The sequence below is a fragment of the Labrys neptuniae genome (genome assembly GCF_040797145.1).
Taxonomy (GTDB): domain Bacteria; phylum Pseudomonadota; class Alphaproteobacteria; order Rhizobiales; family Labraceae; genus Labrys; species Labrys neptuniae.
In genome coordinates, this window is the sequence record NZ_JBFNQD010000003.1 from 635027 (window position 1) to 660320 (window position 25294).

The window sequence follows — 25294 nt, forward strand, 5'->3', positions numbered from 1 at the left end:
CCGGATCCCGCGGTTGTGTGTTTGGCCGTCTTCTCTCCAGACACCCTTCCCTGCTTTTCGAGTCCGGGCAAGAGCCCTCGGCGGCAGCGGATCGGCATGCCGAATGCAAATGCCCGCGTGCCGGTAAAGAGAAGCATTTGCTCTTGCCTCGGCAGACCCCATAGAGTTGCGGCACTTCTTTTCAGCCGTTCGGACCCGGCCCATGCGCATTCTGTTGGCGGAAGACAATCGCGACCTTTCCGAATGGGTCAGCCGGTTGCTGCGCCAGAGCAAATATACGGTGGATTGCGTCTATCGCGGCGACGAGGCCGACGTGGCGTTGCAGTCCCAGGAATACGCTCTCGTGATTCTCGACCTCGGCCTGCCCGAGATCGACGGCATCGAGGTCCTCAGGCGCCTCAGGGGGCGGGGAAACCGGACTCCCGTGCTGATCCTCACCGCCAATGACGCACTTTCCAGCCGTGTGCGCGGCCTCGACAGCGGGGCAGACGACTATCTCGTCAAGCCCTTCGAGGTCGAGGAACTCGAGGCCAGGATACGCGCGCAATTGCGGCGGGGCCGCAGCACGCTGGAGCAGGTCGTCAGCTTCGGCCCTCTCTCCTTCGACACCCAGTCGCGCAGCTTCAGCCTCGCCGGTGCCAGCCTCCCGGTGACGCCGCGCGAGCATGTGGTGCTGGAGACGCTGCTCCTGAGTGCCGGGCGCCCCGTTCCCAAGGAGAGGCTGGTGGAGAACGTCTTCGGTTTCGACGACGAGGGCGGCCCCAGCGCGATCGAGGTCTATGTCCATCGCGTGCGTCGCAAGCTCGAAGGCAGCGACGTCGGCATCGTCACCCTGCGCGGTCTCGGCTATATGCTGCGTCAGACCCATGCCGGTTAGCTGGCATTCGCGCAGCCTGCGCCGGGAACTGCTCGGCTGGCTGCTGCTGCCGCTGGCAGCGGTGGTGGCGTTCAATGTCTGGACCACCTATCGCAATGCGCGCCAGACCGCCGACCTGGTCACCGATCGCATGCTGCTCGCCTCCGCGCGGATGATCGCGGAGAACGTCCGCGAAAGCGATGGCATCTTTCAGGCGCCCATCCCCCCGGCAGCCCTGGAAATGTTCGCGAGCGAGGACCGCGATCGCGTGATCTATCGCGTGAACGGGCCGCGCGGCGAATTGCTGGCCGGCTATCCGGAGACGTTGCCCCCGCCACGGCAACCCAGCGGCTTCCAGCACGTCTACTTCACCGGCACCCATCGCGGCGAGGCCGTTTACGCCGTCGCCCTTTCCCAGCCGGTGGTCTCCACCAGGGGCGGCGAAGCGCTGGTCGTCGTCGGCCAGACGCTGCGCGGCCATGACAGGCTGGTCAAGAGCCTATGGCTCAAAACCCTGCGCGACGAGGTCCTGCTGGTCGCCGTTGCCGGGTTGCTCGCCTTGTTCGGCCTGCACCGGGGCTTGGCGCCGCTCCTGCGCCTGCGCGACGAGGTGCGCCGCCGTGACCCGCACGCGCTGGAACCGCTCGACACGACCCCTGTCCAGACCGAACTGAGACCCCTGGTCCTGGCCCTCAACGAGGCCCTGGCGCAGGTCGAACGCCAGGTCGCCGCCCAACGGCGCTTCATCGCCAACGCCGCCCATCAATTGCGAACTCCGCTGACGTTGCTGAAGGCGCAGATCGGCGTCGGCAAGCGCGGTTCCGACGTGGCGGCGGCCCATGAGGCCCTGACGGGCATCGGCACGACCGTGGAGGGCATGACACGCCTGTCCAACCAGCTTCTCAGCCTGGCACGCGCCGAACAGGGAAGCACGTTGCTTCATCGCGAAAAGGTCGATTTCAACGCCATCTGCCGCGAAGCCGTAGAAAATCTCGCGATCATGGCCATGGAGCGCGACATCGACCTCGGCTTCGACGGCGCTCCCGCCGCGCTGCCTGTCAGCGGCCATGCCACGCTGCTGCGCGAGCTTGCGACCAATCTGATCGAAAATGCCCTGCGCTACACGCCCAAGGGAGGCACGGTCACGGTGCGGCTGCGTGCAGCGGGCGGGGCGCGAGTCGCCTTGCGGGTGGAGGATAATGGCCCCGGCATCCCGGCGGAAGAGCGCGAGAAGGTGTTCGAGCGCTTCTACCGGCGACTGACCAGCGGCGTCGAGGGCACCGGATTGGGGCTGGCGGTGGTGAAGGAGATCGTCGCCTCCCATGAGGGCACCGTCACCTTGCAAGATCGGGTACCCTCGCCGGGCCTGGCCGTGCTGGTCCTGCTACCCGCCTTCGATGGGTGATGCCGGCATTGTCCGGCTGCCGGAAGACAGGCAAGGAAAAAGCGGGCGGGGATCAGCTCCCCGCCCGCTTTTTCGAAACATCACGCCATAAGGAATGCCGTGTTCCGGATCAGTGATCGGACAGAGGCTTGGGCCGCCACTTGGCCAGACTCTGCTCGACACGGCCCATCAGCGCACCGGCCGCCAGCACCACCAGCATGATGATGATGATCGCGGCCGCCACACCCGGCCCGTCGAACGAGCCCTTGGCGATGGCGATCAGCTGGCCGATGCCGAGGCGGGCGCCGACGAATTCACCGACGATGGCGCCGGTGATGGCGAAGGAATAGCTGACATGCAGGCTGGCGAAGATCCAGCTCATGGCGGAGGGAATGATCACGGCCCGCGTGAGCTGCCAGGGCCTGGCCCCGAGGATCTGGGCGTTGGCGATCAGCGAGCGGTCGGCCTCGCGCACGCCCTGGAAGGCGTTCTGGAAGACCAGGAAGAACACCATCACGAAGGACAGCGCCACTTTCGAGCCGATACCCAGGCCGAAGATGATGATGAAGACGGGCGCCAGGACCACGCGCGGGATCGAGTTGAAGACCTTGATGTAGATCGAGAAGATATCGGCCAGGAACGCGTTGCGCCCGAGCGCCACGCCCACGAGCACGCCGGCGATGGAGCCGAACACGAAGCCGATGGTGGCCTCCTCGACGGTCACCCACAAATGATACCAGAGCGGCGTACCATTGGCCCCCTCGGTGATCCACTGCCACAGGCGCACCACCACGGTGCTCGGCATGCCCAAAGCAAGGTCGGTCATCCATTCCAGGCGAACCGCGACTTCCCACAGGCCCAGCAGGGCGACGAGAAGCACCAGGCGCCAGAACAGGACCCAGGCGCGGCGGGAGCGCGCCGCCTTGGCGACGGCTGCCTCGATTTCCGCGTCTGAGGTGCCGGGCCGGAACTCGGGAGCCTTGGGAGAAAGTACTGCATCGCTCATCGTCCATCTCCTCTCAGGCAGCTTCGGAAGCGCGGCGGTTGGAGGTCTGGACCTCCTCGCGCAGGTCGTTCCAGATCAGGCGGGAATAGTCGATGAAGCGCTGGTCGTAGCGGATCTCCTCGACGATGCGCGGGCGCGGCAGGTCGACCGTGTAGACGGACTTGACCGTGGCCGGGCCGGCGGTGAGTACATAGATCTTGTCGGCCAGCGCGATGGCCTCGTCGAGATCATGGGTCACGAACACGACGGAGGCCTTGGATTCGCCCCACAATTTCAGCAGCACATCGTGCATGACGACGCGGGTCTGCACGTCGAGCGCCGAGAAGGGCTCGTCCATCAGGAGAATCTTGGGCTGGTTGATGAAGGTCTGCGCCAAAGCGACGCGCTTGCGCATGCCGCCGGAGAGCTGGTGGGGATAGTGGTTCTCGAAACGGGGCAGGCCGACGCGCGCGAGCCATTCCCGTGCCTCGGCATAGGCCTCGCGCTTCGACACGCCGCGAAACATCGGCCCCGCCGCAACATTGTCGATGACGTTGCGCCAGGGGAAGACCGCATCGGCCTGGAAGACGAAGCCGACACTGGGGTCGATACCATTGACCGCTCCGCCCATCACGCGGACCTCGCCGGCGCTCGGCCGGGCGAGGCCCGTGACCAGATTGAGCGTGGTCGACTTGCCGCAGCCCGTAGGCCCGACCACGGCGACGAACTCGCCACGCTCGACCGTCATGGAGAAATCGCGGATCGCCGTCATCGACTTGCCGGTCGGGGTGACGAAGCGGCGCGTGACGTTGATGAGTTCGATGGCGGGCGAGGAGGCCGACGCCATGGGCACAGCTTGACTCATGCTTTCCTCCTTGGGGGAAAAGCCGCGGGATAGGACGAAGTGTTTTGTGATCTGGCCGGAACGGCACGAAGGCTTGGCATATCTTGGCTGGAACGCAGCAGCCCGCATGCCGGAGCCTAGGAGCAGCTGCCCATTTGCGGCTGCTGCTCCCGGAAAAGGCCGTCCGCCTACTTTACGTTCTTCACGAACTCGGTGGTGAAGGTCTTGGAGAGGTCGATCTGCTTGCCCTGCAATTCCTTCTTGAAGCTCTGCAGGACCGCCAGCACCGTCTTCGGGCCGTCCTCCGGCATTACGCCATCGGCCGTGAACATGCCTTTGCCCGCTTCCAGGCCCTTGATGTAGCCGTCCTTGTCGTCGCCGTAGAATTCCTTCGGCATTTTCTCGGTGATTTCGGCGGCCGTGTGGGTGTTGATGTAGCGCAGGGTCTTCACGAAGGCATTGGCGAGTTTCTGGACCTCATCCTTGTTCTTCTCGACCCAGGCCGTGGGCATGTAGAGGGAGGCAGCAGGATAGGTGCCGCCCAGGGCCTCTTCCGAACCCTTGACCGTGCGCATGTCGATCAGCACGCGGGCGGCACCGGACTTCAGCATGCGGCCGATGGTCGGTTCGGTGGTCATGCCGGCCTGGATCTGGTCCTGCTGCATGGCGGCGATGAAGGTGGCACCGGCGCCCACGGGCAGCGTGGTGAACTCGTTCGCCTTCACGCCCGCCTTCTCGGCGAGATAAAGCGTGAGGAAGTTGGTAGAGGAGCCAAGTCCGGTGACCCCGACATCCTTGCCCTTGAAATCGGCGGCCGACTTCATGTCCGGATATTTGCTCGAAGCCAGGATGACCTCGCCCGGCGCCTGGCTGAACTGCACGACCGATTGCACGAACTTGCCCTTGCCCTGCAGGTCGACGCAGTGGTCGTAGAAGCCGACCACGCCCTGCACGGTGCCGGCCAGCATCTCCGTCTCGGCATCGACACCAGCGGTATCGTTGAGAAGCTCGACGTCGAGCTCTTCATCTTTGAAATAGCCCAGGCTCTCGGCAAGCTTGGCCGGCAGGTAGATCTGCTTTTCATAACCACCGACCACGATGACGATCTTCTCGGCGGCCTGTGCGGCGGGCGCCAGCCCGATGATGGCGGCAAAGGCGGCGGCGGCAAGCAAGGTGCGTCTGCTCGGCATGGTCTCTCCTGTTGCGTTTCCTGTCCCTCCTCCTTCTCGCAAGCGGATATGCGGGAGGGCTCGGTCCTAGGCATAAAGCAGCCAGCTTTCAGCCAGCTTACAATCGGTGCAACAATGACAATCCTGCATTCCATTCTTGCCCCAACCGGTTTTGCTGCCTAAACAGCGGCAAGAATTTTGAAGGTTTGCAGCGATGTCCGGCGACAAGAAGCAGAAATTGAAGGCAAGGCAGGCACGCGGTTTCGTCGACCGCAATGCCGGCGAGATCGCGGCGACGCGCGCCATGGTTTCGGTGATCCAGGAAGTCTATGAGCGCTATGGCTTCGACCCGGTCGAAACGCCTTTCGTCGAATATACCGACGCCCTCGGCAAGTTCCTGCCCGACCAGGACCGCCCGAACGAGGGCGTGTTCTCCTTCCAGGACGACGACGAGCAGTGGCTGTCGCTGCGCTATGATCTGACGGCGCCGCTGGCCCGCTATGTCGCCGAGAATTTCGACGCCCTGCCCAAGCCCTATCGCAGCTACCGGGCCGGCTATGTCTTCCGCAACGAGAAGCCTGGTCCCGGCCGCTTCCGCCAGTTCATGCAGTTCGACGCCGATACCGTGGGCTCGGCCTCGGTCGCGGCCGATGCCGAGATCTGCATGATGGCCGCCGACACCATGGAAAAGCTCGGCATTCCGCGCGGCTCCTATGTGGTGCGCGTCAACAACCGCAAGGTGCTCGACGGCATCATGGAGGCGATCGGCCTCGCCGGCGACGAGAATGCCGGCCGCCGCCTCACGGTGCTTCGCGCCATCGACAAGTTCGATCGGCTCGGCCTGGAGGGCGTGAGGGCGCTGCTGGGCACCGGCCGCAAGGACGAGTCCGGCGATTTCACCAAGGGTGCCGGGCTCGACGACAGCCAGGCGCAGACTATCCTCGACTATGTGGCGGGACAGAGCGGCTCCAACGCCGACACGCTGGCGCGCATCCGCCCGCTGGTTTCGGGCTCGACTGCCGGCAGCGAGGGCGTCGAGGAACTCGCCCGCATCGCCGAACTGGTTGAGAAGTCCGGCTATGGCACCGACCGCATCCTGATCGACACCTCGATCGTGCGCGGGCTCGAATATTACACCGGCCCCGTCTATGAGGTGGAGCTCACCTTCGAGGTCAAGGATGAGCAGGGCCGGCCGGTGCGCTTCGGCTCGGTCGCCGGCGGCGGACGCTATGACGGCCTCGTCGCCCGCTTCCGCGGCGAGCCCGTGCCGGCAACCGGATTTTCCATCGGCGTCTCGCGCCTGCTCTCGGCCCTGACCGCCCTCGGCCGCGTCGACACGGCCGGTGTCGCCGGCCCCGTCGTGGTCTGCGTGATGGATCAGGCGCGCCTGCCCGACTATCAGGCCATGGCCAGCGAATTGCGCCAGGCGGGCATCCGCGCCGAGGTCTATCTCGGCGGCTCCGGCATGAAGGCCCAGCTCAAATATGCGGACCGCCGCAAGGCACCGGTCGCGGTGATCCAGGGCTCGGACGAGGCCGAGAAGGGCGAGGTCCAGCTCAAGGACCTCGCGCTCGGTGCCGAAATGGCCAAGGCCATTGCCGACAACAGCGAATGGCGCGAGGCAAGGGTCGCCCAGCGCCAGGTGCCGCGGGCCGAGTTGGTCAAGGTCGTGAAGGAGATGCTGGGGTAATTTGGAGCGCGGACATCCTGTCCGCTCTTCCTCGTCTCGACCGTGGTGTTTCCAAGAGCGGACATCGCGACATGAAGACATGTCGCTGAGATGTCCGCGCTCCAGCATAAACCTCGTTTGCCCTTTCCAGTCGCACCTCGTCGCCTGCCCTGCTAGAAGACCCCCGACATTCACCATGGACCGCCGGCATGCCCCATCCCGCCTATGAAGCCTTCGACGCGCTCGCCTCGCGCTCGGGCTATCAGCTGGTCGACCCGCCGATCCTGCAGCCGGCGGGCCTGTTCCTCGATCTGCTCGGCGAGGACATGCGCCGCCGCGCCTTCCTGACCACCGATGCCGAGGGGCAGGAATTCTGCCTCAGGCCGGACTTCACCATTCCGGTATCGCTGCATCATCTCAAGGCCGTGAAGGCCGGCGGGGTCGGCGCCTATGCCTATCGCGGTCCGGTCTTCCGCTTCCGCACCGATGGCCCGAGCGAGTTCCTGCAGGCCGGCTTCGAGAATTTCGGCCGCAACGACAAACCGGCCGCCGATGCCGAAATGCTGGCCATCGCCCTGGAAGCCGCCCGCGATCTCGGCCTCGTGAAGCCCGTCATCCGCATGGGCGATGCCGGCATCGTCACCGCCATGCTCGATGCGCTCGACCTGCCGCCGGTCTGGCGGCGGCGCCTGGCGAGCGACCTCAGGCGCTCCAAGGATCTCGACGAGGATCTGGCTCGCCTCGGCAGTTCTGCCCCCAAGAACGGCGCCGCAGCCTATGCCGGCTTCCTGGCGGCTCTGGAAGGCTCGGACCCGGGCTCGGCCCGTGCCGCCGTCGCCGATCTGCTGTCGATCGCCGGCATCCAACCGATCGGCGGGCGCAGCGTCGACGAGATCGCCGACCGCTTCCTGGAACAGGCCGCACTGTCCTCCGGCCTCGGCGTCGATGCCGACAAGGTGGCGATCACCCGGCGGATCTTCGCGGTCAGCGGCGATCCCGACAGTGCCAGCGCCGAATTGCGCGCCATTGCCAGCGAAGCCAGGCTCGATCTCAACGCGGCCCTCGATGCCTTCGACGAACGCACCGGCTTCTTTGCCGCCCGCGACATCGAGGTGACCGCCATCAAATTCGCCACCGGCTTCGGCCGCCGCCTCGATTATTACACCGGCTTCGTCTTCGAGCTGACCGATCCGGCCGAACCGGAAGCCGCCGCCCGCGTCGGCGGCGGACGCTACGACCAGTTGATGGCGCAGCTCGGCGCCGCCGAACCCGTGCCGGCGGTTGGCTGCTCGATCTGGCTCGACCGGTTTGGCGGAGACGCATGATGAACAACCCTGCCCTTTCCCCGCTGCTTCTGGGCATTCCGTCCAAGGGCCGGCTGCAGGAAAACTGCACGTCCTTCTTCGAGCGCGCCGGCATCCGCTTCGTGCAGGAGCGCGGTGCGCGCGACTATCGCGGCTCCGTGCCCGGCATGAACGATGTCGAGGTGCTGTTCCTCTCCGCCTCCGAGATCGCCGGCCAGCTCGCCTCGGGCGCCATCCATTTCGGCGTCACCGGCGAGGATTTGGTGCGCGAGAACATTGCGCGCGCCGACGAACGCGTCACCCTGCTGCAGCCGCTCGGCTTCGGCCAGGCCAATGTCGTGGTCGCGGTGCCGCAGGCCTGGATCGACGTGCGCTCCATGGCCGACATCGAGGACGTCGCCGCAAGCTTTCGCCAGCGCCATGGCCGTCGCCTCAAGGTCGCGACCAAATATATCAACCTCACCCGCGCCTTCTTCTCGGCGCATGGCGTGGCCGACTATCTGATCGTCGAGAGCCTGGGCGCCACCGAAGGTGCACCGGCCTCCGGAGCGGCTGATCTCATCGTCGACATCACCACCACCGGCTCCACCCTCACCGCCAATGCGCTGAAGGTGATCGAGGACGGCATCATGCTGAAAAGCCAGGCCAATCTGGTGGCTTCGCTCGGAGCCGACTGGAACGAGCGGGCCCGCGCCGGCGCGGCCGCCATGCTCGGTCGCCTTGCCGCCAAGGCCAAGGGCAGCGCCCAGCGTGAGATCCGCTGCATCCTGCGCGGCGTCAACCAGCAGCATCTGCGCGATGCCGGCGAGCTCTTCGGTGCCGGCGCCCCCTTCGGCCTGCCGGCCCCGGGCCAGCCCCTCACCTTCCTGGTGCCGGCCGGCCAGCTGTTCGACTTCGCAGCCTGGCTTACGGCGCAAGGCGCCGCCTCGATCGCCGTCACCAGCCTCGATTTCGTCTTCGAGCCGCAGAGCGCGCTTTACGCGGAGCTGGAGAAGAAACTGGGTTGATCCCTGGGATCGCCGGCTTCCAGCCGGCATCTTCCTCTCCTGTGGGCGCGATGGTTTCAGGAGCCGGCTGGAAGCCGGCGGTCGCAGGACATTACGCCTCGAACAGCTCCGGCAGGAGCGCTCTGGCGATAGGGCGCAATCGCTCCGCCTCGCTTTCGGCAATCCAGCGATAGGGCCGCCTGAGGCGTGGGCCGACGGGGCCCCAGTTCCCGATGGCGGCCAGGAGCTTGTCCAATGCAGCGTTGGAATAGCCGTGATCGCGCCGGAACGGCACGATGTGCTCGTCCATGAAACGGCAGAGCCGACACTCCAGATCGAGGGCGGCCTCGATGTCAGCGGCCATACCGTCGGTCCAGGCCTGCGCGCCGCGGGGGCTGAGGCAGGCCACGTTGGAAAAGGCGCCAGCCGCCACGCCCGCCTTGATGCCGGTGGCGAGATGATGGCCGGGGACGAAGAGCGCGACGCCGGCCAGATGCCGGCGTGCGGCCGCATACCAGGCGTCATCCCCATCGGCGAGCTTGATCGCCTTGACGGCTGGGACCGCCCGCACCAGCCTGCCGAGTGACTCCGGCGACAGGACGCGCTTGGCATGCGGCGGATTGTAGAGCACCAGCGGCAGGCCCCGCGCCGCCTCCGCCATCATCGCCAGGAAATCGATGGCCTCCTCGTCCGTCACCGGCCACCAGTCCGGCAGGATGATTTGGATCGCCGCCGGCTGCAGCCCAGTTGCCCGCCGCACCCGCTCCAGCGACTGGCGGGGATCGCCCTGGCAGGCACCGATCACGAAGGGCATGCTGGCCGCCTGACATTTTTCGGCCAGCAGCGCCTGGATCGCCTCATATTCAGCTTCGGTCTGGTTGTGGAACTCGCCGGCCGTGCCGTTGGAGTAGATGCCATCGACGCCCGCAGCGATCAGGAGGTCGATCTCCTCGCCGAGATGGCCGAAATCGATCGCGTCGTCGGTGGCGATCGGCAGCAGCAGCGTGGCCCAATTGCCGCGAAGGGTCATAGGCTGATGTCCTGCCGGATGCAGGCCTTGAAGTGGCCTGGCTCGACTTCCTCGAGCTTGGGGATTTCGCGGGCGCAGGCCTCGATAGCGTGCGGGCAGCGTGTACGGAAGACGCAGCCCGAGGGGGGATTGGCAACGGAGGGAATGTCACCCTTCAGGATCTGGCGCTGGCGCGGCCGATCCGGGTCCGGCTCGGGGATCGCCGACAGCAGCGCCCTTGTATAGGGGTGCCTGGGCGCCTCGTAGAGCCGGTCGCAGGGCGCGATTTCCATGATGCGGCCGAGATAGAGCACGATGACGCGGTCGGCGATGAACTCCACCACGGCCAGGTCATGCGAGATGAACAGCATGGTCAGGCCGAGGCGGGCCTGGAGGTCGCGCAGGAGATTGACGATCTGGGCCTGGATCGAGACGTCGAGGGCCGAGACCGGCTCGTCAGCGACAATCAGGTCCGGCTGCAGGATCAGCGCCCGGGCGATACCGATGCGCTGGCGCTGGCCGCCGGAGAATTCGTGGGCGTAGCGGTCGAGGGCATCGGGTGGCAGTTCGACGGCTTCGAGGACGGCGCGGGCCTTGTCGAGGCGTTCGCGGCGCGTGCCGATCGCCTGGATGTTCAGCCCTTCCGTCAGGATCTCGCCGATGGTCATGCGCGGCGACAGGCTGGCGAAGGGGTCCTGGAAGATATATTGCATGCGCCGGCGCTGGCGGCGCAGGTCCCCGGCCGACAGGCGCGCGATGTCGCTGCCTTCGAACAGGATCTCGCCGGCGCTCGGCTCGATCAGCCGCAGGATCGAGCGCCCGATCGTGGTCTTGCCGGAACCGGATTCGCCGACCAGCCCGACGACCTCGCCCCGTTTCACCTCGAAGGAAATGTCGTCGAGCACCCGGACGGGCGCGGCGCGGCCGAGACCGCTGCCATACTGCTTGGCAAGCCCGCGTACCTGAAGCAGCGGCGAGCCGGAAAGGGACGTCTCCATCTCACAACTCCTGCGAACGGATGCAGCGGCTGGCATGATCAGGCCCGACTTCCGCCAGAGCGGGCATGGCTTCCCGGCAGGCCGGCAGTGCCAGGGAGCAGCGGGTGGCGAAGGCGCACCCTTGCGGCATGGCGGCGAGGCTCGGCACGGCGCCGGGGATGGCGGCCAGCCGTCCGCCGGCCTTCTTCAGCCGGGTCGCCTCGCCCAGTCGCGGCACCGAAGCGAGCAGGCCCTTGGTGTAGGGATGCCGCGGACGCCGGAAGACCTCGCGAACGGGCCCCTGCTCGACGATGCGGCCGGCATACATCACGGCAATGCGGTGGGCGATTTCGGCGACGACACCGAGATTATGGGTGACGAACAGCACGCCCATGCCGTTCTCCGCCTGCAGGCGTTGCAGGAGGTCGAGGATCTGGGCCTGGATGGTGACGTCGAGCGCCGTGGTCGGCTCGTCGGCGAACAGCAATACCGGATCGCAGGCGAGCGCCATGGCGATGGTGGCGCGCTGGCGCATGCCGCCGGAGAGCTCGTGCGGATATTGGCGGGCCCGCCGGGCGGGATCGGGGATGCCCACCTTGTCGAGCAGCCCGACGGCGGCAGCCATGGCCGCCTTGCGCGGCTGGCCCTTGTGCACACGGATGGGCTCGGCGATCTGGTCGCCGATGGTGTAGACCGGGTTGAGGCTGGTCATCGGCTCCTGGAAGATCATGCTGATCTCGTTGCCGCGGATGTGCCGGCGCTCCTCGGCATCCAGAGCGACGAGATCGCGGGCGATCCCGTCCCGGCCCCGGAACCGCATCGTGCCTCCGGCGACGCGTGCGATCTTGCCGGGCAGCAGCCCCATGATGGATTGGCCGGTCACCGATTTGCCGGAGCCGGACTCGCCCACCAGCGCCAGCGTCTCGCCGACACCGATGCCAAGATCGAGATCGGACACGGCGGACACCTCGCGTCCGCCGACGCGAAACACCGTGTTCAGGCCCTCTATCTCCAGGATCGCGGGTGCCGCCATCACCATGCTCAGCTCAACAGGCCGGTCTGGCGCAGGATCGTCTCGATCGTGGCCGCCTCGGCTTCGTTCAATGCTCGCTGCGGGCGCGCCATTTCGTTGGTCTCGATGATGCCGAGCCGACGCATCGCCGTCTTGAAGGCGCCGACGCCGGCCGAGCCGGCGCTGACGCGCGGCGCGGCGACCCAGACCATCTCGAACAGGCGGCAGAGGCGCTCCTGCTCCTGGCGCGCGCCTGCCCAGTCCCCCTTGCGGCAGAGGTCGTAGAGCCGGACATAGCCGGCAGGATCGACATTGGCGAGGCCGGGCACGATGCCGTGGGCGCCCATCAGCAGGGCGCTGTCACAGACGATCTCCGAGCCGGTCATCATCATGATCTCGGGACGATCGGCAAGGTCCATCAGGGCATAGCGGAAATTGCCGTCGTCGCCGCTGGAATCCTTCAGGCCGACGATGCTGCCCTCGCGGGCCAGCGTCACCACGGTGTGGCGGTCGAGCTTGAAATGCACGCAGACCGGAATGTCGTAGGCGACCACCGGCACGTCGATCGCTTCCCGCAGATAGCGGAAATGATCGATCACCTCCGGCGCGCTGGTGCGGGCATAGAAGGGCGCGGTGGCGACCACCGCACTCACCCCGATCGACTGCGCCGTCCTGGCATGGGCGATGACGCGATCGGTGGTGGGATCGACGACGCCGGCCAGCACCGGCACCCGGCCATTGACGGTCTCGACCGCGAATTCCAGCACCTTCCGGCGCGTGGCCTCGTCGTGGAAGACGACCTCGCTGGTCGATCCCAGCACGAACAGGGCATGCACGCCGCCGGCGATCAGGTGCTCGATCACCCGCGCGAAGGAGGGATAGTCCACTTGGAGATCGGCGGTCAGGGGCGTGACGACCGGCGGCACGACGCCGTGGAACAGGGGGGATGCGGAAGACATGGAGAACCTTCTCTGCAGTCAGTTGAGTTCGGAACGAGGATCGAAGGCATCGCGCAGGCCATCGCCGACGAAATTGATGGCGAGCACGGTGAGGACGAGGGCAGCGCCGGCGAACAGCCATTGCCAGGGGTATTGCTCCAGCACGACGGTGCTGCGGGCGGCGTTCAGCATGTTGCCCCAGCTCGCTTCCGGCGGCGGGATGCCGAGGCCGAGGAAGGAGAGGCCCGCTTCCAGCAGGATGGCGGCGGCAAATTGCAGCGCGGCATAGACGACGAGGATGTCGATGGTGTTGGGCAGGCCATGGCGCCAGAGCAGGTGGCCGAGCGAGGCACCCATGCCGCGCGCGGCGATGACGAAGTCGCGCTCGCGCAGTTCCATCAGCCGCGCCCGCACCATGCGTGCCAGCACCGGCCAGGACAGCAGCGAGATCACGGCGATGGTGGAGAGGATGCCCGCGCCGGTGATCGAGGCGATCACCAGGAGCAGGATCACCGGCGGCAGCGTCATGGCGAGGTCGACCAGGCGCATGATCACCGCATCGGCGACACGCCCCGCCATGGCGGCGAGCGCTCCGACGACATAACCGATGACCAGCGAGATCACCACCGAGCTGCCTGCCACCAGCAGGGAGATGCGGCCGCCGCGCAGGACGCGCGCGAGAATGTCGCGCCCGACACCATCCGTGCCGAACCAGTGGGCGGCGCTCGGGCCCTTGTTGATGGCCAGGAGGTCGATGTCGTTGGGCTTGTAGCGCAGCAGCCAGGGATGGAAGACCACCAGCGCCAGCATGACCAGCAGGATGGCAAGGCCCACAAGCGTGACGTTGTTGGCGGCAAAGCGCCTCATCGCCCGCGCGAGCGGACCGTTGCCACGGGACCGAAGCTGTGTCGAAATCGCCATCTCAGGCAACCTTGATGCGCGGATCGACGGCCGCATAGGCGACGTCGGTGAGGATGTTGACGAGGATGACGCAGGCGCCCACCACCAGGGTCGCGCCCATGATCACCGGATAGTCACGCGTCGACACCGCATTGACGAGCAGCAGCCCCATGCCGGGCCAGTTGAACACGCTTTCCAGGAAGATGGCGCCGCCCACGGCAATGCCGATGGTGGAGCCGATCAGCGTGACCACCGGCAGCAGAGCGTTGCGCAGCGCATGCTTGACGATGACCCAGAATTCCTTGACCCCCTTGGCGCGGGCGGTGCGCACATAGTCCTGGTTGAGTACCTCCAGCAGCGAGGCGCGCATATAGCGCATGATCAGCGCGGCATGGCCGATCGAGAGCAGGAGAGCCGGCAGGATGAGGTGGCGCAGCAGGTCCGCCACCGAGAAGGGCGCGCCCGGGGTGAGCATGCCGCCCGACGGCGCCCAGCGCAGCAGCACCGAGAAGACGTAGAGACCGACCAGGGCCGTCAGGAAGGCGGGACTGGAGATGCCGAAGAAGGCGGCGATCGACAGGCCCACATCCGTCGGCGAGTTGCGCCTGACGGCGCCGAGAATGCCCGTGGCGATGCCGATGACGATGGCGATCGCCAGCCCCGCCCCCATCAGCAAGAGCGTCGGCCCGATACGCTCGCCGATCAGGCCGAGCACCGTGTCGCCATTGCGCTGCAGCGAGAAGCCGAGGTCCCCTCTGGCGGCGCTGGCAAGCCAGGCGGCATATTGCACCGGCAAGGGCTGGTCGAGGCCGAGCCGGCTGCGCACGGCCGCCATTTCCTCCTGCGACATCGCCACATTCGGATTGATATAGGCGTCGATCGGATCGCCAGGCGCCAGGCGCAGCAGTATGAAGACCAGCAGGCTCAAGGCGACGAGCATGGCCGCCCCGACCAGCAGGCGATTGAGGTAATAGCGCAGCATGGCGTTTCTCATGGGGATGTGAGGGGGCAGTGCCCAGAAAGGTACGGCTGCCTTCTCCCCTTGCGGGAGAAGGTGCCCCGAAGGGGCGGATGAGGGGAGATACTCGACATTTGCCAAGGTACCGCCAGCACCCCTCATCCGACCTCGCTGCGCTCCGCCACCTTCTCCCACAAGGGGAGAAGGCTAGTTGCGCCTCCTACTCCGCCGCCCATTTCTCCGGATGAGCCGCATAAGGCCCACCGCCAGGCGCCGGCAGCCAGACGAAGTTCTTCAGCTTGCTGGACGCCACGCCATAGCGATTGGCGACCCAGAGCGTCGCCCAGGGCAAATCGGCATTCATCGCCTTGCACACCGCCTGGTAGCGCTCGGCCTGCTTGGCGTCGTCGGATTCATTCAGCGCGGCATCGAAGGCCCCGCTCACCGAGGGCATCCTGATGCGCAGGAAATTGGCACCCTGCGGCGGGATCTGCTTCTCGTTGAGACCCATGTTGAGGCCACCGGGATCGGGGCCGTTGCGCAGGCCGGCATAGACGAGCGGGAACTGAGACCAATCCGGCTTCTGGGCATAGATCGTGCCGTTATAGGTCGGGGTATCGACGGCGCGCGGCACCACATTGATGCCAACCTGGGACAGCATGGCCTGCACGGCGGCAAGCACATTGGTGGCCTGCGGCGTGTTGTAATAGGTCAGCAGGGTGATCGGCTTGTCGCCATTGATCTTGTCCCAGCCCGCCTCGGCCAGCAATTGCTTGGCCTTTTCGGGATCATAGGCGTAGGGATCGAGGCCGGCGGGTTGAAGCCGATCGGCGACATAGCCGCAATTGGCCGTCTTGGCGGCCCCGCCATAGAGGCTCTGAACGATCGCGTCGCGGTTGATGGCGTGCATCACGGCCTGGCGCACCTTGAGGTCCTTCCACAAAGGCGCCTCCTGGTTGAAGCCGAGATAATTGACCACGAAGGAATTGCCGTCGATGACGCGATAGGCATCGTTGCCCTTGAAGGATGCGGCGTCGTCGGCTTCTACATAGCTGAAGCTGATCTCCCCGGCGCGCAGGGCCGCCACCGCCGCCGCCGTATTGGCGAAATAGCGGTTGATGATGCGTCCCGTCACCGGCTTACCGCCGCGATACTCGTCATTGGCGGCGAGCTCGACATATTGGTCGGTGATATAGCGCGAGAATTTGTAGGGGCCGGTGCCGACGGGCGCCTTCGACCACCAGGGATTCTTGGCGAGCGTCTCGGCCGGAATGTCCTTGAGCGCATGCTGGGGCAGCATCATCAGCTGGGTCAGCGTGTCGAGCAGGCCGGCATTCGGGGCCGACAGCTTCAGGACCACCGTATGGGCGTCGGGGGTCTCGATCGCCTGGATCGCGCTGAGGCGGGCAGCGAAGACCGAACCTGTCGCGCCGTTCTTGGCCGTCTCGATGGTGAATTTCACGTCGGCCGAGGTGAAGGGCTGGCCGTCATGCCATTTGGTATCGGCCAGGGTGAAGCTGTAGGAGAGCCTGTCGGCGCCGACCTCGAATTTGGTGGCGAGCGCCCCTTCGATCTTCTCCAGCTTGCCGTCATAGATCACCAGAGGCTCGAAATAGAGATTGAGCCAGGTGAAGCCGCCGGTGGCTGCCAGCGGGTTGAAATTGCCCTGGAACCCGCCCGGGCCGACATCAAAAGCCCCCGTTATCGCCGTGCCATCCGCGGCCCGGGCTGGCTTGGCAGCGGGCATTGCCATGATCGTCGCGGCCAAAAGCGCGAGCGCGATCTTCCTCAGTGCCATGATTTCTCCCCTCGTCTCTTCTTGTCTGGTCGTGCCGCAGGCCTCTCAGTCGGGCGTCGGCGCTGTCTTCCTGGTCGCAAGCAGGCGGGCGATGCCGTCATAGTGCTGGTCGAGCCGGCTGCGAGCGGCCTCGACGTCCCGCGCCGCCACGGCGGCATAGATGTCGTAATGGTCCTGCCAGGTGGCCATCGGATCGATATTGGCCAGGTTGACGAAATCCGATGCCTTGTAGAAGGCGAGCCAGAACACATCGATCAGGCTGGTCAGCATGCGATTGTCCTGGCAGCGGAACAGCAGATTGTGGAAACGCTGGTCCTCGGCGGCAAAGCTCTGGTTGCGCTCGGCGGCCTGCCGCATCTGCTCGACCGTGTGGCGCAATTCCTCGATGTCGTCCTCGCCGATCAGCGCGACCGTCTTGGCGATCAAGCCGACCTCGAGCACGCGGCGGATCTCCAGCACCTCCTCGACCTCGCGCAGGGCCCCGCCCAGGCCATAAGCGAGATTGTCGAGCAATGGCGCGAAGGAGAAGGCCTTGACGAAGACGCCGATGCCACGGCGCGTCTCCAGGATACCGACCGACTCCAGCGCCTTGATCGCCTCGCGCACCGAATTGCGGCTGACACCCAATTGCTGGGCGAGGAACCCTTCCGGCGGCAGCGCCGAGCCGGGCCCGAGCTGGTTGTCGGCAATGTAGCTCTTCAGGCTCTCCTGCACGGAAACATGCAGGAGCGGCGGCCGGTCGAGCGGCTTGATCGACTTCACCTTGCCTGCCCCTGCCGCATCCACAGCCACCAGCCCTCGTTGTCCGTGGCTTGATAGTGATTGACTTGTAGGATATCTGTCAAGTCAATCTTTGGAGGACGGAGGAAATGGCCATGCGCGTCGCCCTGGCCGGCGTTGGACATTGGCATGCGGCCATGCACCGGGAGGCCGCCCACCAGGCCGGGGCAACCATCACCGGGGTGTGGGACGAGGATGCCGATGTCGCGGCGCGCTTTGCCCGGGAAAACGGCCTCGAGACCCAGGCCTCTCCCGAGGCCTTGGCCAGGGCCCGGCCGGACCTGGTGGTGCTGATGGGCAGTCCAACGGGTCTGGTCGAGCGCGCAATCTCGCTTGTCGATGCGGGGCTCGCCGTGATGCTGGAAAAGCCGGCTGCACTGGGAGCATCCGAACTCGAACCACTCAGGGATCGCGGCCGGCGGGGCGCCTTCATCGCCGTGCCGCTTCCCAATCGCTGCAGCCCGATCTGGCCGCGCATCGCCGAACTGACCGCTACCGGCCGGCTCGGCGAGCTCTCTCACGCCCAGTTCCGCATCGTGAACGGGCCACCGGAGCGCTACCGGATCGACGGCGTGCCCTGGCTGCTGGCACCGCAGACCAGCGGCGGCGGCGCCCTGCGCAATCTCGGCATCCATGGCGTCGATGCCGCACTGGCTTTGGCGGGCGATGACGGGCTGGAGCTGGTTGCCGCCTCTCTCGGCCATCTCCATGGCGAGGCCGTCGAGGACTACGCCATCCTGACCCTGCGCAATGGCCGGGGGCTGATCGTCACCATCGAGGCCGGCTATACCTACGCCTCGATGGCGCCGGGCGGCGACTTCGAATGGCGCGTCTCCAGCGCGAACGCCTATCTCGTCGACCACGGGGACCATTGCCGCATCACGACGCTCGACGATGCGGCCACGCGCGAGGAACCGCCCTTGCTGCCCGGCGAGCGCTACAAGGCCTTCATGGCGGATACGCTGGCCCGGCTGGCACGCGGCGAAGCTCCTCTCGTCGGGATCGAAGACTATTGGCGGGCCATGACGCTGATCGACGAAGCCTATGAGAGGGTGGCAGCATGATCGGTATCGGCATCATCGGGGCCGGCCATTTCGGCGCGGTTCACGCCAGGGCGATTGCCGCGACGCAGGGCTTGCGTGTCGCGGCCATATGCCGGGAAGACGCCGCAGCCGCCCGGGTATTCGCCCACGAACATGGCGGCCATGCCCACACCGATTGGCGCGCCGTGCTCGACGACTCCGCGGTCGACGCCGTCGTCATCGCCACCCCCCATCATCTCCATGCTGAAATGGCGGTGGCGGCGGCCCAGGCCGGCAAGCATGTCCTGCTGGAAAAACCGATGGCGCCGACGCTGGCCGAATGCGATGCGATCAACGCCGCTGTGGCCAAGGCCGGCGTCAAGCTGATGGTCGGCCATGTCATGCATTTCGCCCGCCCCTGCCTCGTCGCCCGGGAGATCCTCGACGGCGGCACGCTCGGCCGACCGATGCTCGGCTCGAGCTGGATGATCAAATTGTGGATGGAAGCCAATCGGCGTCCCTGGCATCTTTCCAACGTCACGGGTGGCGGCATGCTGATGACGGCCGGCATCCACGCTCTCGATCGCCTCGTCTGGCTGATGGGCAGCGAAGTGGCCACGGTGAGCGCTCTCTCCGGCACTTGGTTCCACCAGCAGGAAGCCGATGACAGTGCCTTGATGCTGCTGCGTTTTGCGGATGGGCGCATCGGCCAGGTCGCCAGCGTCGGCTATCGCGACGGCGCCGTAGGCTTTGCCATGGACCTCGTCTGCGAGGGCGGCACCCTCAGGATCGATTTCGAGCATGGCGTCTCGATCGGGCGCGGCGGCAGCTGGACGCCGATCGCCCATTCCGCCGATCCGGACTGGATGCAGCGCGCGGTCGAAGCCGAATGGCGGGCCATGGCGGCTGCCATCGAGGCGAACGCACCGGTTCCCGTCGACGGGACCTATGCGCGCCACCTGATTGCCTGCCTCGACGCCGCCGGTCGAGCCAATGCCGAAAGGCGGGAGATAGCACTGGCCTGAATGGGCTGGAAAATGAGATAAAGAGCCGGCTATTCATCAGGCAGGCTATACGGCCTGTATGTTTTTACCCCGGTTATTGAGCGGGGGCGTTGGTTCTATGTAAGATGCCCCACCTTTGCTTTCCAAAGAGATTGCCATGTCAGAAATTGCAAAGCCCGTCTGGTTCATTACCGGCTGCTCCACCGGCTTCGGCCGCGAACTGGCGCGCCATACGCTTTCGCTGGGCTATCCGACCGTCGTCACCGCCCGCAATCCCGCCCAGCTCGAGGACTTCGTCATGGAGTTCGGCGATACGGCGCTGGTGCTCAAGCTCGACGTGACGAAACAGGCCGATATCGATGCTGCCCTGGCCGTGGCGCTGGACCGGTTCGGCCGCATCGACGTCCTGGTGAACAATGCCGGCATCGGCTATTTCGGCTCGCTCGAAGAGAGTGACATGGCCGAAGTCCACAAGATGTTCGACATCAATGTCTGGGGCCTGACAGCGATGACGCGCGCGGTGCTGCCGGCGATGCGCCAGCAGCGTTCGGGCACCATCGTCAACATCTCCTCGATCGGCGGCCTGCGCGCCCCGCCCTCCGTCAGCTTCTACACCGCCACCAAATTCGCGGTCGAAGCCCTGTCGGAATCGCTGTCCCAGGAAGTCGCGCCCCTGGGCCTCAAGGTGCTGATCGTCGAGCCAGGCCCGTTCCGGACCGATTGGGCGGGCCGCTCGGCCAATGAGGCACCGCAGACCATTGCGGCCTATCGCGAAACGGCGGGCGTCCGGCAGGGCCAGATCCGGGGCAATAGCGGCAAGCAACCCGGCGATCCGGTCCGAGCCGCCCAGGCGATCGTCAAGGCCGTCGAAGCTGACAATCCACCCCTGCGGCTGTTGCTCGGCAAGGCGGCGCTCGAAGGCGCCCGCATCAAGCTCTCCCAGCTCGCACAGGACTTCGACGCCTGGGCGGCAGTGACCGAGGGTGCCGACTATCCTGAAGGGCAATAGGCGAAACGGTAGCGCCACGTTTCGCCGCCAGCCTTGAATGGCGAAGACGCGTCGAAGCCGGACGCGTCTTCCCGACGATCTAGCGGTAGCGCGCCACGCATTGCATCAGCGCACTCAGGGCCGACGACGTACCGTTCAAGGTGACCGAGAAGGACTTGTTGCCGCGGGGCTGGAAATAGAGAACCCGCCCGGCCCGGATCTCCTGGAAGAGCTGCGTCGAATCGGCCAGCGGAATCAGCAGCCGGGTCGGCGCCGTTGCCTTGGCGCCGCTGGCACGCGAACGGTAATTATCGACCCAATAGGTCACATCGCCTCGCGAATCCCTGACCCAGTTCCAGTTGGGATTCTCGATGACCATGCCCCAGGCCGCTTCCCGCGTCAGCAGGAAATGCACCGCCGCGCCCCTCGAATATTTGCCGCTGGAAGCACAATATTCAAAGCGGCCATTGCTGGCATTGGCTTCGATCACCCATTGCCCCATGTCGTAGCGGCCGATGACCTCGCTTCTCGCGCTTCCGGCCGCGAGCAGAGCAATACTCGCCGCCGCCAAAGCGATACAACCTCTATGCTGCATGCCAGCCCCTTCCCCATTCACGATTCAATCGAAATCATTGGAGGTCATTCGGGCATGCTGACATGCCGCGCAAATTGTCCTCGGCCCCTCGCAATGAAATACATAACACGGCATTTATAACTGCCGGATGGCTTAATATAGATGCCACATCAACTTGTGTTCCCTACGGAACTTTTTGCAAGCCGGCGGCGCTTCTCGAAGGATGCCCTCCTCCCGGAGGCAGGTCGCGATCCAACGGGGCCGGTTCTATTTCTCAGCCGACTCTGGTCCAAACACGACGAATCCTGCTATTGCGCCTGTCATGACTGAACGTCCCAAGCTCGTGCTCGCTTCCGCCAGCCCGCGCCGCCATGCCCTGCTCGAGCAGGCAGGCTGCGAACCGGATGCGTTGCTGCCCACCGATATCGATGAAACGCCCAGGCGCGGCGAGGCGGCGCGCATGCTGGTGCAGCGCCTCGCCAGGGGTAAGCTCGAGGCGGCCCTGACCACCCTTGGGAGCCGCCCCGATCTCGCCGGCGCCTACACGGTGTCGGCCGATACGGTGGTGGCCTGCACCGGGCGCATCCTGCCCAAGGCCGAGACGCGCGAGGATGCCGAAGCCTGCCTCAGCCTGCTGTCGGGCCGCAGCCATATCGTGATGACGGGCGTCGCCGTCGCCGACCCGCAGGGCACCATCCGGACCCGACTGGTGGAAACGCGGGTGCGCTTCAAGCATCTGTCGCGTGACGAACTCAATGCCTATCTCGACTCCAATGAATGGCACGGCAAGGCGGGCGGCTATGCCATCCAGGGCCTGGCCGGCGTGTTCGTGCTGCGCCTCGTCGGGTCCTATACCAATGTCGTCGGCCTGCCGCTCTATGAGACGGTGAGCCTTCTCGAAGGTGCGGGCTTTCCGGTCCGCGGCACCTGGAGGGACGAATTGTGAGCGAACCGACCCCGACCCCTCTCGTCAAACGCAAATGCCCGATCTGCGGCAAGCCCAGCGTCGAGGCCAGCAAGCCCTTCTGCTCCAAGCGCTGCGCCGACATCGATCTGTCGCGCTGGCTCAAGGGCGTCTATGCCATTCCCGGCGAGGAAGCCGACCAGATCGATCCTGATAACCGGGATGATTATCCGAAGACAGAGCGTGACTGATGAGCGAACCGCAGCGTTATACGAGTAGCAGCCTCGAAGCCTTTCTCGAATCCGCCCTCCTGGCCGGCGGAGCCGATGTCCCCTCGGCACAAGCCGCCACCCGCGCCATGATGCATGCCTCGCGCCTGGGCGTGGACAGCCATGGCGTGAGGCTGCTGCCCTACTATCTCTCGGTGCTGGCCAGCGGCGAGATCAACGGGCATCCCCAGCTCGAAGTATCGCGCGGCGAAGGCGCCACGGCCGTTCTGGATGCGGATGGCGCCATCGGACACCTGGCCTGCTACCGAGCCATGGAAGTGGCCGTCGACATCGCCAGGACGCAGGGCATCGGCGCCGTCACCATCCGGCGCTCCTCCCATATGGGCGCCGCCGGCGCCTATCCGATGTGGGCCGCCGAGCAGGGCTTCATCGGCCTGCTCACTGCCAATTCCGACGCGGCCGTGCGGCTGTTCGACGGGCGGGACGCCTTCCACGGCACCAGCCCGATCGCCATCGGCGCCCCGGTCCCCGGCCAGCGCCCCTGGCTGATGGACATGGCGACCAGCGCCATTCCGCAAAACCGCGTGCTGCTCTACCGTTCGCTCGGCCTCACCCTGCCGCAGGGCGTCGCCGTGGACGAGAAGGGCGTCAACACCACCGATCCGGAAGCCGCCCGCGTGCTCTCGCCGGTGGGCGGCGAGCAGGGATTCAAGGGTGCGGCGCTCGCCGGGCTGGTGGAGATCCTGTCCGCTCCCCTCACCGGCATGGCGCTTTCGACCGAGCTGGTGCCGATGTATGGCCAGCCCTCGACAGGCGCTCCACGCGACATGGGCGGCTTTGCCCTGGCTATCAACCCCTCGGCCTTCATCGCTCCCGAGATCTACGGGGCGATCATGACCCGCTATCTCGCCAATATCCGCGCCGCCGTTCCCGCCGAAGGCGCTGGCGGCAAGCCGATGGCGCCGGGCGATCGCGAATGGGCCGTGGAGGAAGAGCGGGCACGCAAGGGCGTGCCGGTCGATCCCGTCAGCGAAGAGGCTTTCGTCGAACTCGGCAGCAAATATGGGCTGACTTTGCCGCAGAAGGCGTGAGGCGGAGCGCGGACGTCCTGTCCGCTCTTGGAAATGCCCCGTTCTCAGGAAAGCAAGAGCGGACAGGATGTCCGCGCTCCAAGGAAACTCTTGACTCTTGTACCGATCGGTCCATGATGGATCGATCGGTACAAAGAGGATGTCGCCATGCCCGAACAACGCCTACCGCTGCCTCCCTTCACCCGCGAGGCCGCGATCCAGAAGATCCGCGCCGCCGAGGATGGCTGGAACAGCTGCAATCCCGAGCGCGTCTCGCTCGCCTATACACCGGACAGCCGCTGGCGCAACCGCTCCGAGTTCCTCAAGGGACGCCCCGAGATCATCGCCTTCCTCACGCGCAAATGGCAGCGCGAGCAGGATTACCGTCTGATCAAGGAATTGTGGGCGTATGGCGACAACCGCATCGGCGTGCGCTTCGCCTATGAGTGGCACGATGCCGACGGCAACTGGTTCCGCTCCTACGGCAACGAGAATTGGGAATTCGACGAGAACGGCCTGATGGCCGTGCGCCATGCCTCCATCAACGACGTGCCGATCACCGAGAGTGAGCGCAAGTTCCACTGGGACCGCTCCGCTCCCCGTCCCGCCGACCATCCGGGCCTCAGCGATCTCGGCCTCTGACACAAAATGCGTCCGGTTGGACCAATTCTTCGATTGAACTTACTGAAGAGCGGGCATTTTGCCATTTCTGGCAATTCAGCCTGAAAGTGAGGCGCCCTGATGAAAACGGTCCGCGAGCGCGCCGATATCATACCGGCCCTCACCGAGGTCTTCCGCAGCCATGGCTATGAGGGCGCCAGCCTTGCCCTCATCGGCCAGCAGACAGGCCTGGGCAAGGGCAGCCTCTACAACTTCTTCCCGGGCGGGAAGGAGGAGATGGCGGCTGCCGTGCTCGAGCATATCGACGGCTGGTTCCGCAGCCATGTCTTCGAATCGCTACGCGCGACGACGGACCCGGCTGCCGCGATCTCAGCGATGTTCGAGGCGACGGATCGCTATTTTCACTCGGGAGGACGGGTCTGCATCGTCGGCATATTCGCCCTGTCGGATGTGCGCGACCGTTTTGCCGACGCCATCAACGCCTATTTCGCCGAATGGCGCGACGCCCTGGCGGAGGCACTCCGGCGCCTCGGCAAGGAGCCTGATCTCGCGGACGCACTTGCCGAAGACATCGTCGCCGGCATCCAGGGAGCGCTGGTCACCGCGCGCGCCCTCGGCGATCCCGCCCTGTTCGGCCGCCGGCTGGCGCGGCTGAAAACCCTCATCCCGCTGGACTGAGTTCATCAGGCGTTGGACAGCGGCAGTACCGTGGTGTCCTTGAACATCTCCATCGAGATGTAGGAAGAGATGTCGTTGAACTGCAGCTTGGCCACCAGCTTCTTGTAGACCAAGTCCAGGCTTTCGACATCCGGCAGCACGATCTTGAGCAGATAGTCGATATCGCCGGTGAGCCGATGCATCTCGACGATCTCGGGCGTGTCGGCGACCAACGCGCGGAAGCGCTCCAGCCACTCCAGCGAGTGGTTGGCCGTACGGACCATGACATAGACCGTGGTGGGCAGGCCCACCTTCTTGCGGTCGAGGAGTGCGGCGCGCCTGGCGATATAGCCCTCCTCCTCCAGGCGCTTGATGCGCCGCCAGCAGGCCGAGGGCGACAGATGGGTCTTCTCGGCGAGATCGGCGAGCGGATGATCCGCCTGCAGTTGCAGCAGTGCCAGGATCTGCTTGTCGCGCTGATCCAGCTTCATATCTCTTCGCGCATTCAGCTTGTGCATCCAAATTCATATACGCAAAATTTTTGCGCATGTAGTCAATACTCGCAATCTATTTGTTCAAAAACAACTAAAGCCGCCTAAAGAATGCAACCCATTTTCGCGGATTTCAAGGCATCATCCCGTCATGATAATCAAAC

The 25294-nt window shown here is 65.6% G+C and carries 26 protein-coding genes; 13 read left to right on the plus strand and 13 right to left on the minus strand.

Annotated features, from left to right (window positions below):
- Nucleotides 1-202 precede the first annotated feature (202 nt).
- Nucleotides 203-877: a response regulator gene (locus tag ABXS05_RS13650; RefSeq protein ID WP_367624261.1), complete on the plus strand. Its 675-nt coding sequence runs from the start codon at nt 203-205 to the stop codon at nt 875-877.
- Nucleotides 867-2261 carry a sensor histidine kinase gene (locus ABXS05_RS13655; RefSeq protein WP_367624262.1) on the plus strand — a complete coding sequence of 465 codons (1395 nt, stop codon included), beginning with the start codon at nt 867-869 and terminating at the stop codon, nt 2259-2261. The genes ABXS05_RS13650 and ABXS05_RS13655 overlap by 11 nt, the downstream gene beginning before the upstream one ends.
- Nucleotides 2262-2370: 109 nt before the next feature.
- Here the strand turns inward: ABXS05_RS13655 and ABXS05_RS13660 are convergent, their stop codons facing one another.
- The 3 genes from ABXS05_RS13660 to ABXS05_RS13670 form a co-directional block, all read right to left on the minus strand.
- Nucleotides 2371-3246 (minus strand): ABC transporter permease, encoded by an 876-nt coding sequence (locus tag ABXS05_RS13660; RefSeq protein ID WP_311944709.1) that lies wholly within the window; start codon nt 3244-3246, stop codon nt 2371-2373.
- Between the two features lie 13 nt (nt 3247-3259).
- Nucleotides 3260-4090, minus strand: a complete 831-nt coding sequence (locus ABXS05_RS13665; RefSeq protein WP_311944710.1) for an ABC transporter ATP-binding protein — start codon at nt 4088-4090, stop codon at nt 3260-3262.
- Between the two features lie 167 nt (nt 4091-4257).
- Nucleotides 4258-5259, minus strand: a complete 1002-nt coding sequence (locus tag ABXS05_RS13670) for an ABC transporter substrate-binding protein (RefSeq protein ID WP_367624263.1) — start codon at nt 5257-5259, stop codon at nt 4258-4260.
- A gap of 193 nt (nt 5260-5452) precedes the next feature.
- Here ABXS05_RS13670 and hisS point away from each other — a divergent pair, with 193 nt between their 5' ends.
- The 3 genes from hisS (at nt 5453) to hisG (ending at nt 9218) form a co-directional block, all read left to right on the plus strand.
- Entirely contained in the window at nt 5453-6928 is a 1476-nt protein-coding gene (gene hisS / locus ABXS05_RS13675) for a histidine--tRNA ligase (RefSeq protein ID WP_311944712.1), read from the plus strand.
- A gap of 188 nt (nt 6929-7116) precedes the next feature.
- Nucleotides 7117-8232 (plus strand): ATP phosphoribosyltransferase regulatory subunit, encoded by a 1116-nt coding sequence (locus ABXS05_RS13680; RefSeq protein ID WP_367624264.1) that lies wholly within the window; start codon nt 7117-7119, stop codon nt 8230-8232.
- Complete coding sequence (gene hisG, locus ABXS05_RS13685; RefSeq protein ID WP_311944714.1) at nt 8232-9218, plus strand: ATP phosphoribosyltransferase; 987 nt, start codon at nt 8232-8234, stop codon at nt 9216-9218. The genes ABXS05_RS13680 and hisG overlap by 1 nt, the downstream gene beginning before the upstream one ends.
- A gap of 91 nt (nt 9219-9309) precedes the next feature.
- Here the strand turns inward: hisG and ABXS05_RS13690 are convergent, their stop codons facing one another.
- From ABXS05_RS13690 to ABXS05_RS13725, 8 genes are all read right to left on the minus strand, one after another.
- Nucleotides 9310-10227: a dihydrodipicolinate synthase family protein gene (locus ABXS05_RS13690; protein ID WP_367624265.1), complete on the minus strand. Its 918-nt coding sequence runs from the start codon at nt 10225-10227 to the stop codon at nt 9310-9312.
- Entirely contained in the window at nt 10224-11204 is a 981-nt protein-coding gene (locus tag ABXS05_RS13695) for an ABC transporter ATP-binding protein (RefSeq protein WP_367624266.1), read from the minus strand. Before ABXS05_RS13695 ends, ABXS05_RS13690 begins: the two co-directional genes overlap by 4 nt.
- Nucleotide 11205: 1 nt before the next feature.
- Nucleotides 11206-12222 (minus strand): ABC transporter ATP-binding protein, encoded by a 1017-nt coding sequence (locus tag ABXS05_RS13700; RefSeq protein ID WP_437178659.1) that lies wholly within the window; start codon nt 12220-12222, stop codon nt 11206-11208.
- Between the two features lie 2 nt (nt 12223-12224).
- Nucleotides 12225-13154, minus strand: coding sequence for a dihydrodipicolinate synthase family protein (locus ABXS05_RS13705; protein ID WP_367624268.1), 930 nt, complete (start codon nt 13152-13154; stop codon nt 12225-12227).
- Nucleotides 13155-13172: 18 nt separating this feature from the next.
- Nucleotides 13173-14054: an ABC transporter permease gene (locus ABXS05_RS13710; RefSeq protein ID WP_311944723.1), complete on the minus strand. Its 882-nt coding sequence runs from the start codon at nt 14052-14054 to the stop codon at nt 13173-13175.
- A 1-nt stretch (nt 14055) separates the two neighbouring features.
- Nucleotides 14056-15015 (minus strand): ABC transporter permease, encoded by a 960-nt coding sequence (locus ABXS05_RS13715; RefSeq protein ID WP_367624269.1) that lies wholly within the window; start codon nt 15013-15015, stop codon nt 14056-14058.
- 196 nt (nt 15016-15211) lie between these two features.
- Nucleotides 15212-16789, minus strand: coding sequence for an ABC transporter substrate-binding protein (locus ABXS05_RS13720; RefSeq protein WP_367624270.1), 1578 nt, complete (start codon nt 16787-16789; stop codon nt 15212-15214).
- A gap of 45 nt (nt 16790-16834) precedes the next feature.
- Nucleotides 16835-17575 carry a FadR/GntR family transcriptional regulator gene (locus ABXS05_RS13725; protein ID WP_367624320.1) on the minus strand — a complete coding sequence of 247 codons (741 nt, stop codon included), beginning with the start codon at nt 17573-17575 and terminating at the stop codon, nt 16835-16837.
- A gap of 89 nt (nt 17576-17664) precedes the next feature.
- Here ABXS05_RS13725 and ABXS05_RS13730 point away from each other — a divergent pair, with 89 nt between their 5' ends.
- The 3 genes from ABXS05_RS13730 to ABXS05_RS13740 all read left to right on the plus strand — a co-directional run bounded on the left by ABXS05_RS13730 (nt 17665) and on the right by ABXS05_RS13740 (nt 20604).
- The gene (locus tag ABXS05_RS13730; protein ID WP_367624271.1) at nt 17665-18633 is read left to right on the plus strand and encodes a Gfo/Idh/MocA family protein; all 969 of its coding nucleotides are present in this window, start codon (nt 17665-17667) and stop codon (nt 18631-18633) included.
- Nucleotides 18630-19616 (plus strand): Gfo/Idh/MocA family protein, encoded by a 987-nt coding sequence (locus tag ABXS05_RS13735; protein WP_367624272.1) that lies wholly within the window; start codon nt 18630-18632, stop codon nt 19614-19616. The genes ABXS05_RS13730 and ABXS05_RS13735 overlap by 4 nt, the downstream gene beginning before the upstream one ends.
- 136 nt (nt 19617-19752) lie before the next feature.
- Nucleotides 19753-20604 (plus strand): oxidoreductase, encoded by an 852-nt coding sequence (locus ABXS05_RS13740; RefSeq protein ID WP_367624273.1) that lies wholly within the window; start codon nt 19753-19755, stop codon nt 20602-20604.
- Between the two features lie 79 nt (nt 20605-20683).
- Here ABXS05_RS13740 and ABXS05_RS13745 read toward each other — a convergent pair whose 3' ends face one another.
- Entirely contained in the window at nt 20684-21178 is a 495-nt protein-coding gene (locus ABXS05_RS13745; protein WP_367624274.1) for a hypothetical protein, read from the minus strand.
- Between the two features lie 301 nt (nt 21179-21479).
- On the opposite strand from ABXS05_RS13745, the gene ABXS05_RS13750 reads away from it, so the two are divergent.
- The 5 genes from ABXS05_RS13750 (at nt 21480) to ABXS05_RS13770 (ending at nt 24660) form a co-directional block, all read left to right on the plus strand.
- Complete coding sequence (locus tag ABXS05_RS13750; RefSeq protein WP_311944740.1) at nt 21480-22103, plus strand: Maf family nucleotide pyrophosphatase; 624 nt, start codon at nt 21480-21482, stop codon at nt 22101-22103.
- Entirely contained in the window at nt 22100-22312 is a 213-nt protein-coding gene (gene yacG, locus ABXS05_RS13755) for a DNA gyrase inhibitor YacG (RefSeq protein WP_311944742.1), read from the plus strand. Before ABXS05_RS13750 ends, yacG begins: the two co-directional genes overlap by 4 nt.
- Nucleotides 22312-23382 carry an Ldh family oxidoreductase gene (locus tag ABXS05_RS13760; protein WP_367624275.1) on the plus strand — a complete coding sequence of 357 codons (1071 nt, stop codon included), beginning with the start codon at nt 22312-22314 and terminating at the stop codon, nt 23380-23382. Before yacG ends, ABXS05_RS13760 begins: the two co-directional genes overlap by 1 nt.
- 147 nt (nt 23383-23529) lie before the next feature.
- Nucleotides 23530-24003: a nuclear transport factor 2 family protein gene (locus ABXS05_RS13765; RefSeq protein WP_367624276.1), complete on the plus strand. Its 474-nt coding sequence runs from the start codon at nt 23530-23532 to the stop codon at nt 24001-24003.
- A gap of 96 nt (nt 24004-24099) precedes the next feature.
- The gene (locus ABXS05_RS13770) at nt 24100-24660 is read left to right on the plus strand and encodes a TetR/AcrR family transcriptional regulator (protein ID WP_367624321.1); all 561 of its coding nucleotides are present in this window, start codon (nt 24100-24102) and stop codon (nt 24658-24660) included.
- A 5-nt stretch (nt 24661-24665) separates the two neighbouring features.
- Here the strand turns inward: ABXS05_RS13770 and ABXS05_RS13775 are convergent, their stop codons facing one another.
- Complete coding sequence (locus tag ABXS05_RS13775; RefSeq protein ID WP_311944747.1) at nt 24666-25130, minus strand: Lrp/AsnC family transcriptional regulator; 465 nt, start codon at nt 25128-25130, stop codon at nt 24666-24668.
- Nucleotides 25131-25294 lie beyond the last annotated feature (164 nt).

Excerpts from the sequence above, each read along its gene's own strand:
- ABXS05_RS13695 (WP_367624266.1), bottom strand. The coding sequence starts at position 11,204 with ATGGAGACGTCCCTTTCCGGCTCGCCGCTGCTTCAGGTACGCGGGCTT.
- ABXS05_RS13745 (WP_367624274.1), bottom strand. The coding sequence starts at position 21,178 with ATGCAGCATAGAGGTTGTATCGCTTTGGCGGCGGCGAGTATTGCTCTG.
- ABXS05_RS13680 (WP_367624264.1), top strand. The coding sequence starts at position 7,117 with ATGCCCCATCCCGCCTATGAAGCCTTCGACGCGCTCGCCTCGCGCTCG.
- ABXS05_RS13660 (WP_311944709.1), bottom strand. The coding sequence starts at position 3,246 with ATGAGCGATGCAGTACTTTCTCCCAAGGCTCCCGAGTTCCGGCCCGGC.
- ABXS05_RS13775 (WP_311944747.1), bottom strand. The coding sequence starts at position 25,130 with ATGAAGCTGGATCAGCGCGACAAGCAGATCCTGGCACTGCTGCAACTG.
- ABXS05_RS13700 (WP_437178659.1), bottom strand. The coding sequence starts at position 12,222 with ATGGTGATGGCGGCACCCGCGATCCTGGAGATAGAGGGCCTGAACACG.
- ABXS05_RS13765 (WP_367624276.1), top strand. The coding sequence starts at position 23,530 with ATGCCCGAACAACGCCTACCGCTGCCTCCCTTCACCCGCGAGGCCGCG.
- hisS (WP_311944712.1), top strand. The coding sequence starts at position 5,453 with ATGTCCGGCGACAAGAAGCAGAAATTGAAGGCAAGGCAGGCACGCGGT.
- ABXS05_RS13650 (WP_367624261.1), top strand. The coding sequence starts at position 203 with ATGCGCATTCTGTTGGCGGAAGACAATCGCGACCTTTCCGAATGGGTC.
- ABXS05_RS13690 (WP_367624265.1), bottom strand. The coding sequence starts at position 10,227 with ATGACCCTTCGCGGCAATTGGGCCACGCTGCTGCTGCCGATCGCCACC.
- ABXS05_RS13735 (WP_367624272.1), top strand. The coding sequence starts at position 18,630 with ATGATCGGTATCGGCATCATCGGGGCCGGCCATTTCGGCGCGGTTCAC.
- ABXS05_RS13750 (WP_311944740.1), top strand. The coding sequence starts at position 21,480 with ATGACTGAACGTCCCAAGCTCGTGCTCGCTTCCGCCAGCCCGCGCCGC.
- ABXS05_RS13665 (WP_311944710.1), bottom strand. The coding sequence starts at position 4,090 with ATGAGTCAAGCTGTGCCCATGGCGTCGGCCTCCTCGCCCGCCATCGAA.
- ABXS05_RS13655 (WP_367624262.1), top strand. The coding sequence starts at position 867 with ATGCCGGTTAGCTGGCATTCGCGCAGCCTGCGCCGGGAACTGCTCGGC.
- ABXS05_RS13760 (WP_367624275.1), top strand. The coding sequence starts at position 22,312 with ATGAGCGAACCGCAGCGTTATACGAGTAGCAGCCTCGAAGCCTTTCTC.
- ABXS05_RS13730 (WP_367624271.1), top strand. The coding sequence starts at position 17,665 with ATGCGCGTCGCCCTGGCCGGCGTTGGACATTGGCATGCGGCCATGCAC.
- ABXS05_RS13720 (WP_367624270.1), bottom strand. The coding sequence starts at position 16,789 with ATGGCACTGAGGAAGATCGCGCTCGCGCTTTTGGCCGCGACGATCATG.
- ABXS05_RS13670 (WP_367624263.1), bottom strand. The coding sequence starts at position 5,259 with ATGCCGAGCAGACGCACCTTGCTTGCCGCCGCCGCCTTTGCCGCCATC.
- ABXS05_RS13710 (WP_311944723.1), bottom strand. The coding sequence starts at position 14,054 with ATGGCGATTTCGACACAGCTTCGGTCCCGTGGCAACGGTCCGCTCGCG.
- ABXS05_RS13740 (WP_367624273.1), top strand. The coding sequence starts at position 19,753 with ATGTCAGAAATTGCAAAGCCCGTCTGGTTCATTACCGGCTGCTCCACC.
- ABXS05_RS13705 (WP_367624268.1), bottom strand. The coding sequence starts at position 13,154 with ATGTCTTCCGCATCCCCCCTGTTCCACGGCGTCGTGCCGCCGGTCGTC.
- hisG (WP_311944714.1), top strand. The coding sequence starts at position 8,232 with ATGAACAACCCTGCCCTTTCCCCGCTGCTTCTGGGCATTCCGTCCAAG.
- ABXS05_RS13715 (WP_367624269.1), bottom strand. The coding sequence starts at position 15,015 with ATGCTGCGCTATTACCTCAATCGCCTGCTGGTCGGGGCGGCCATGCTC.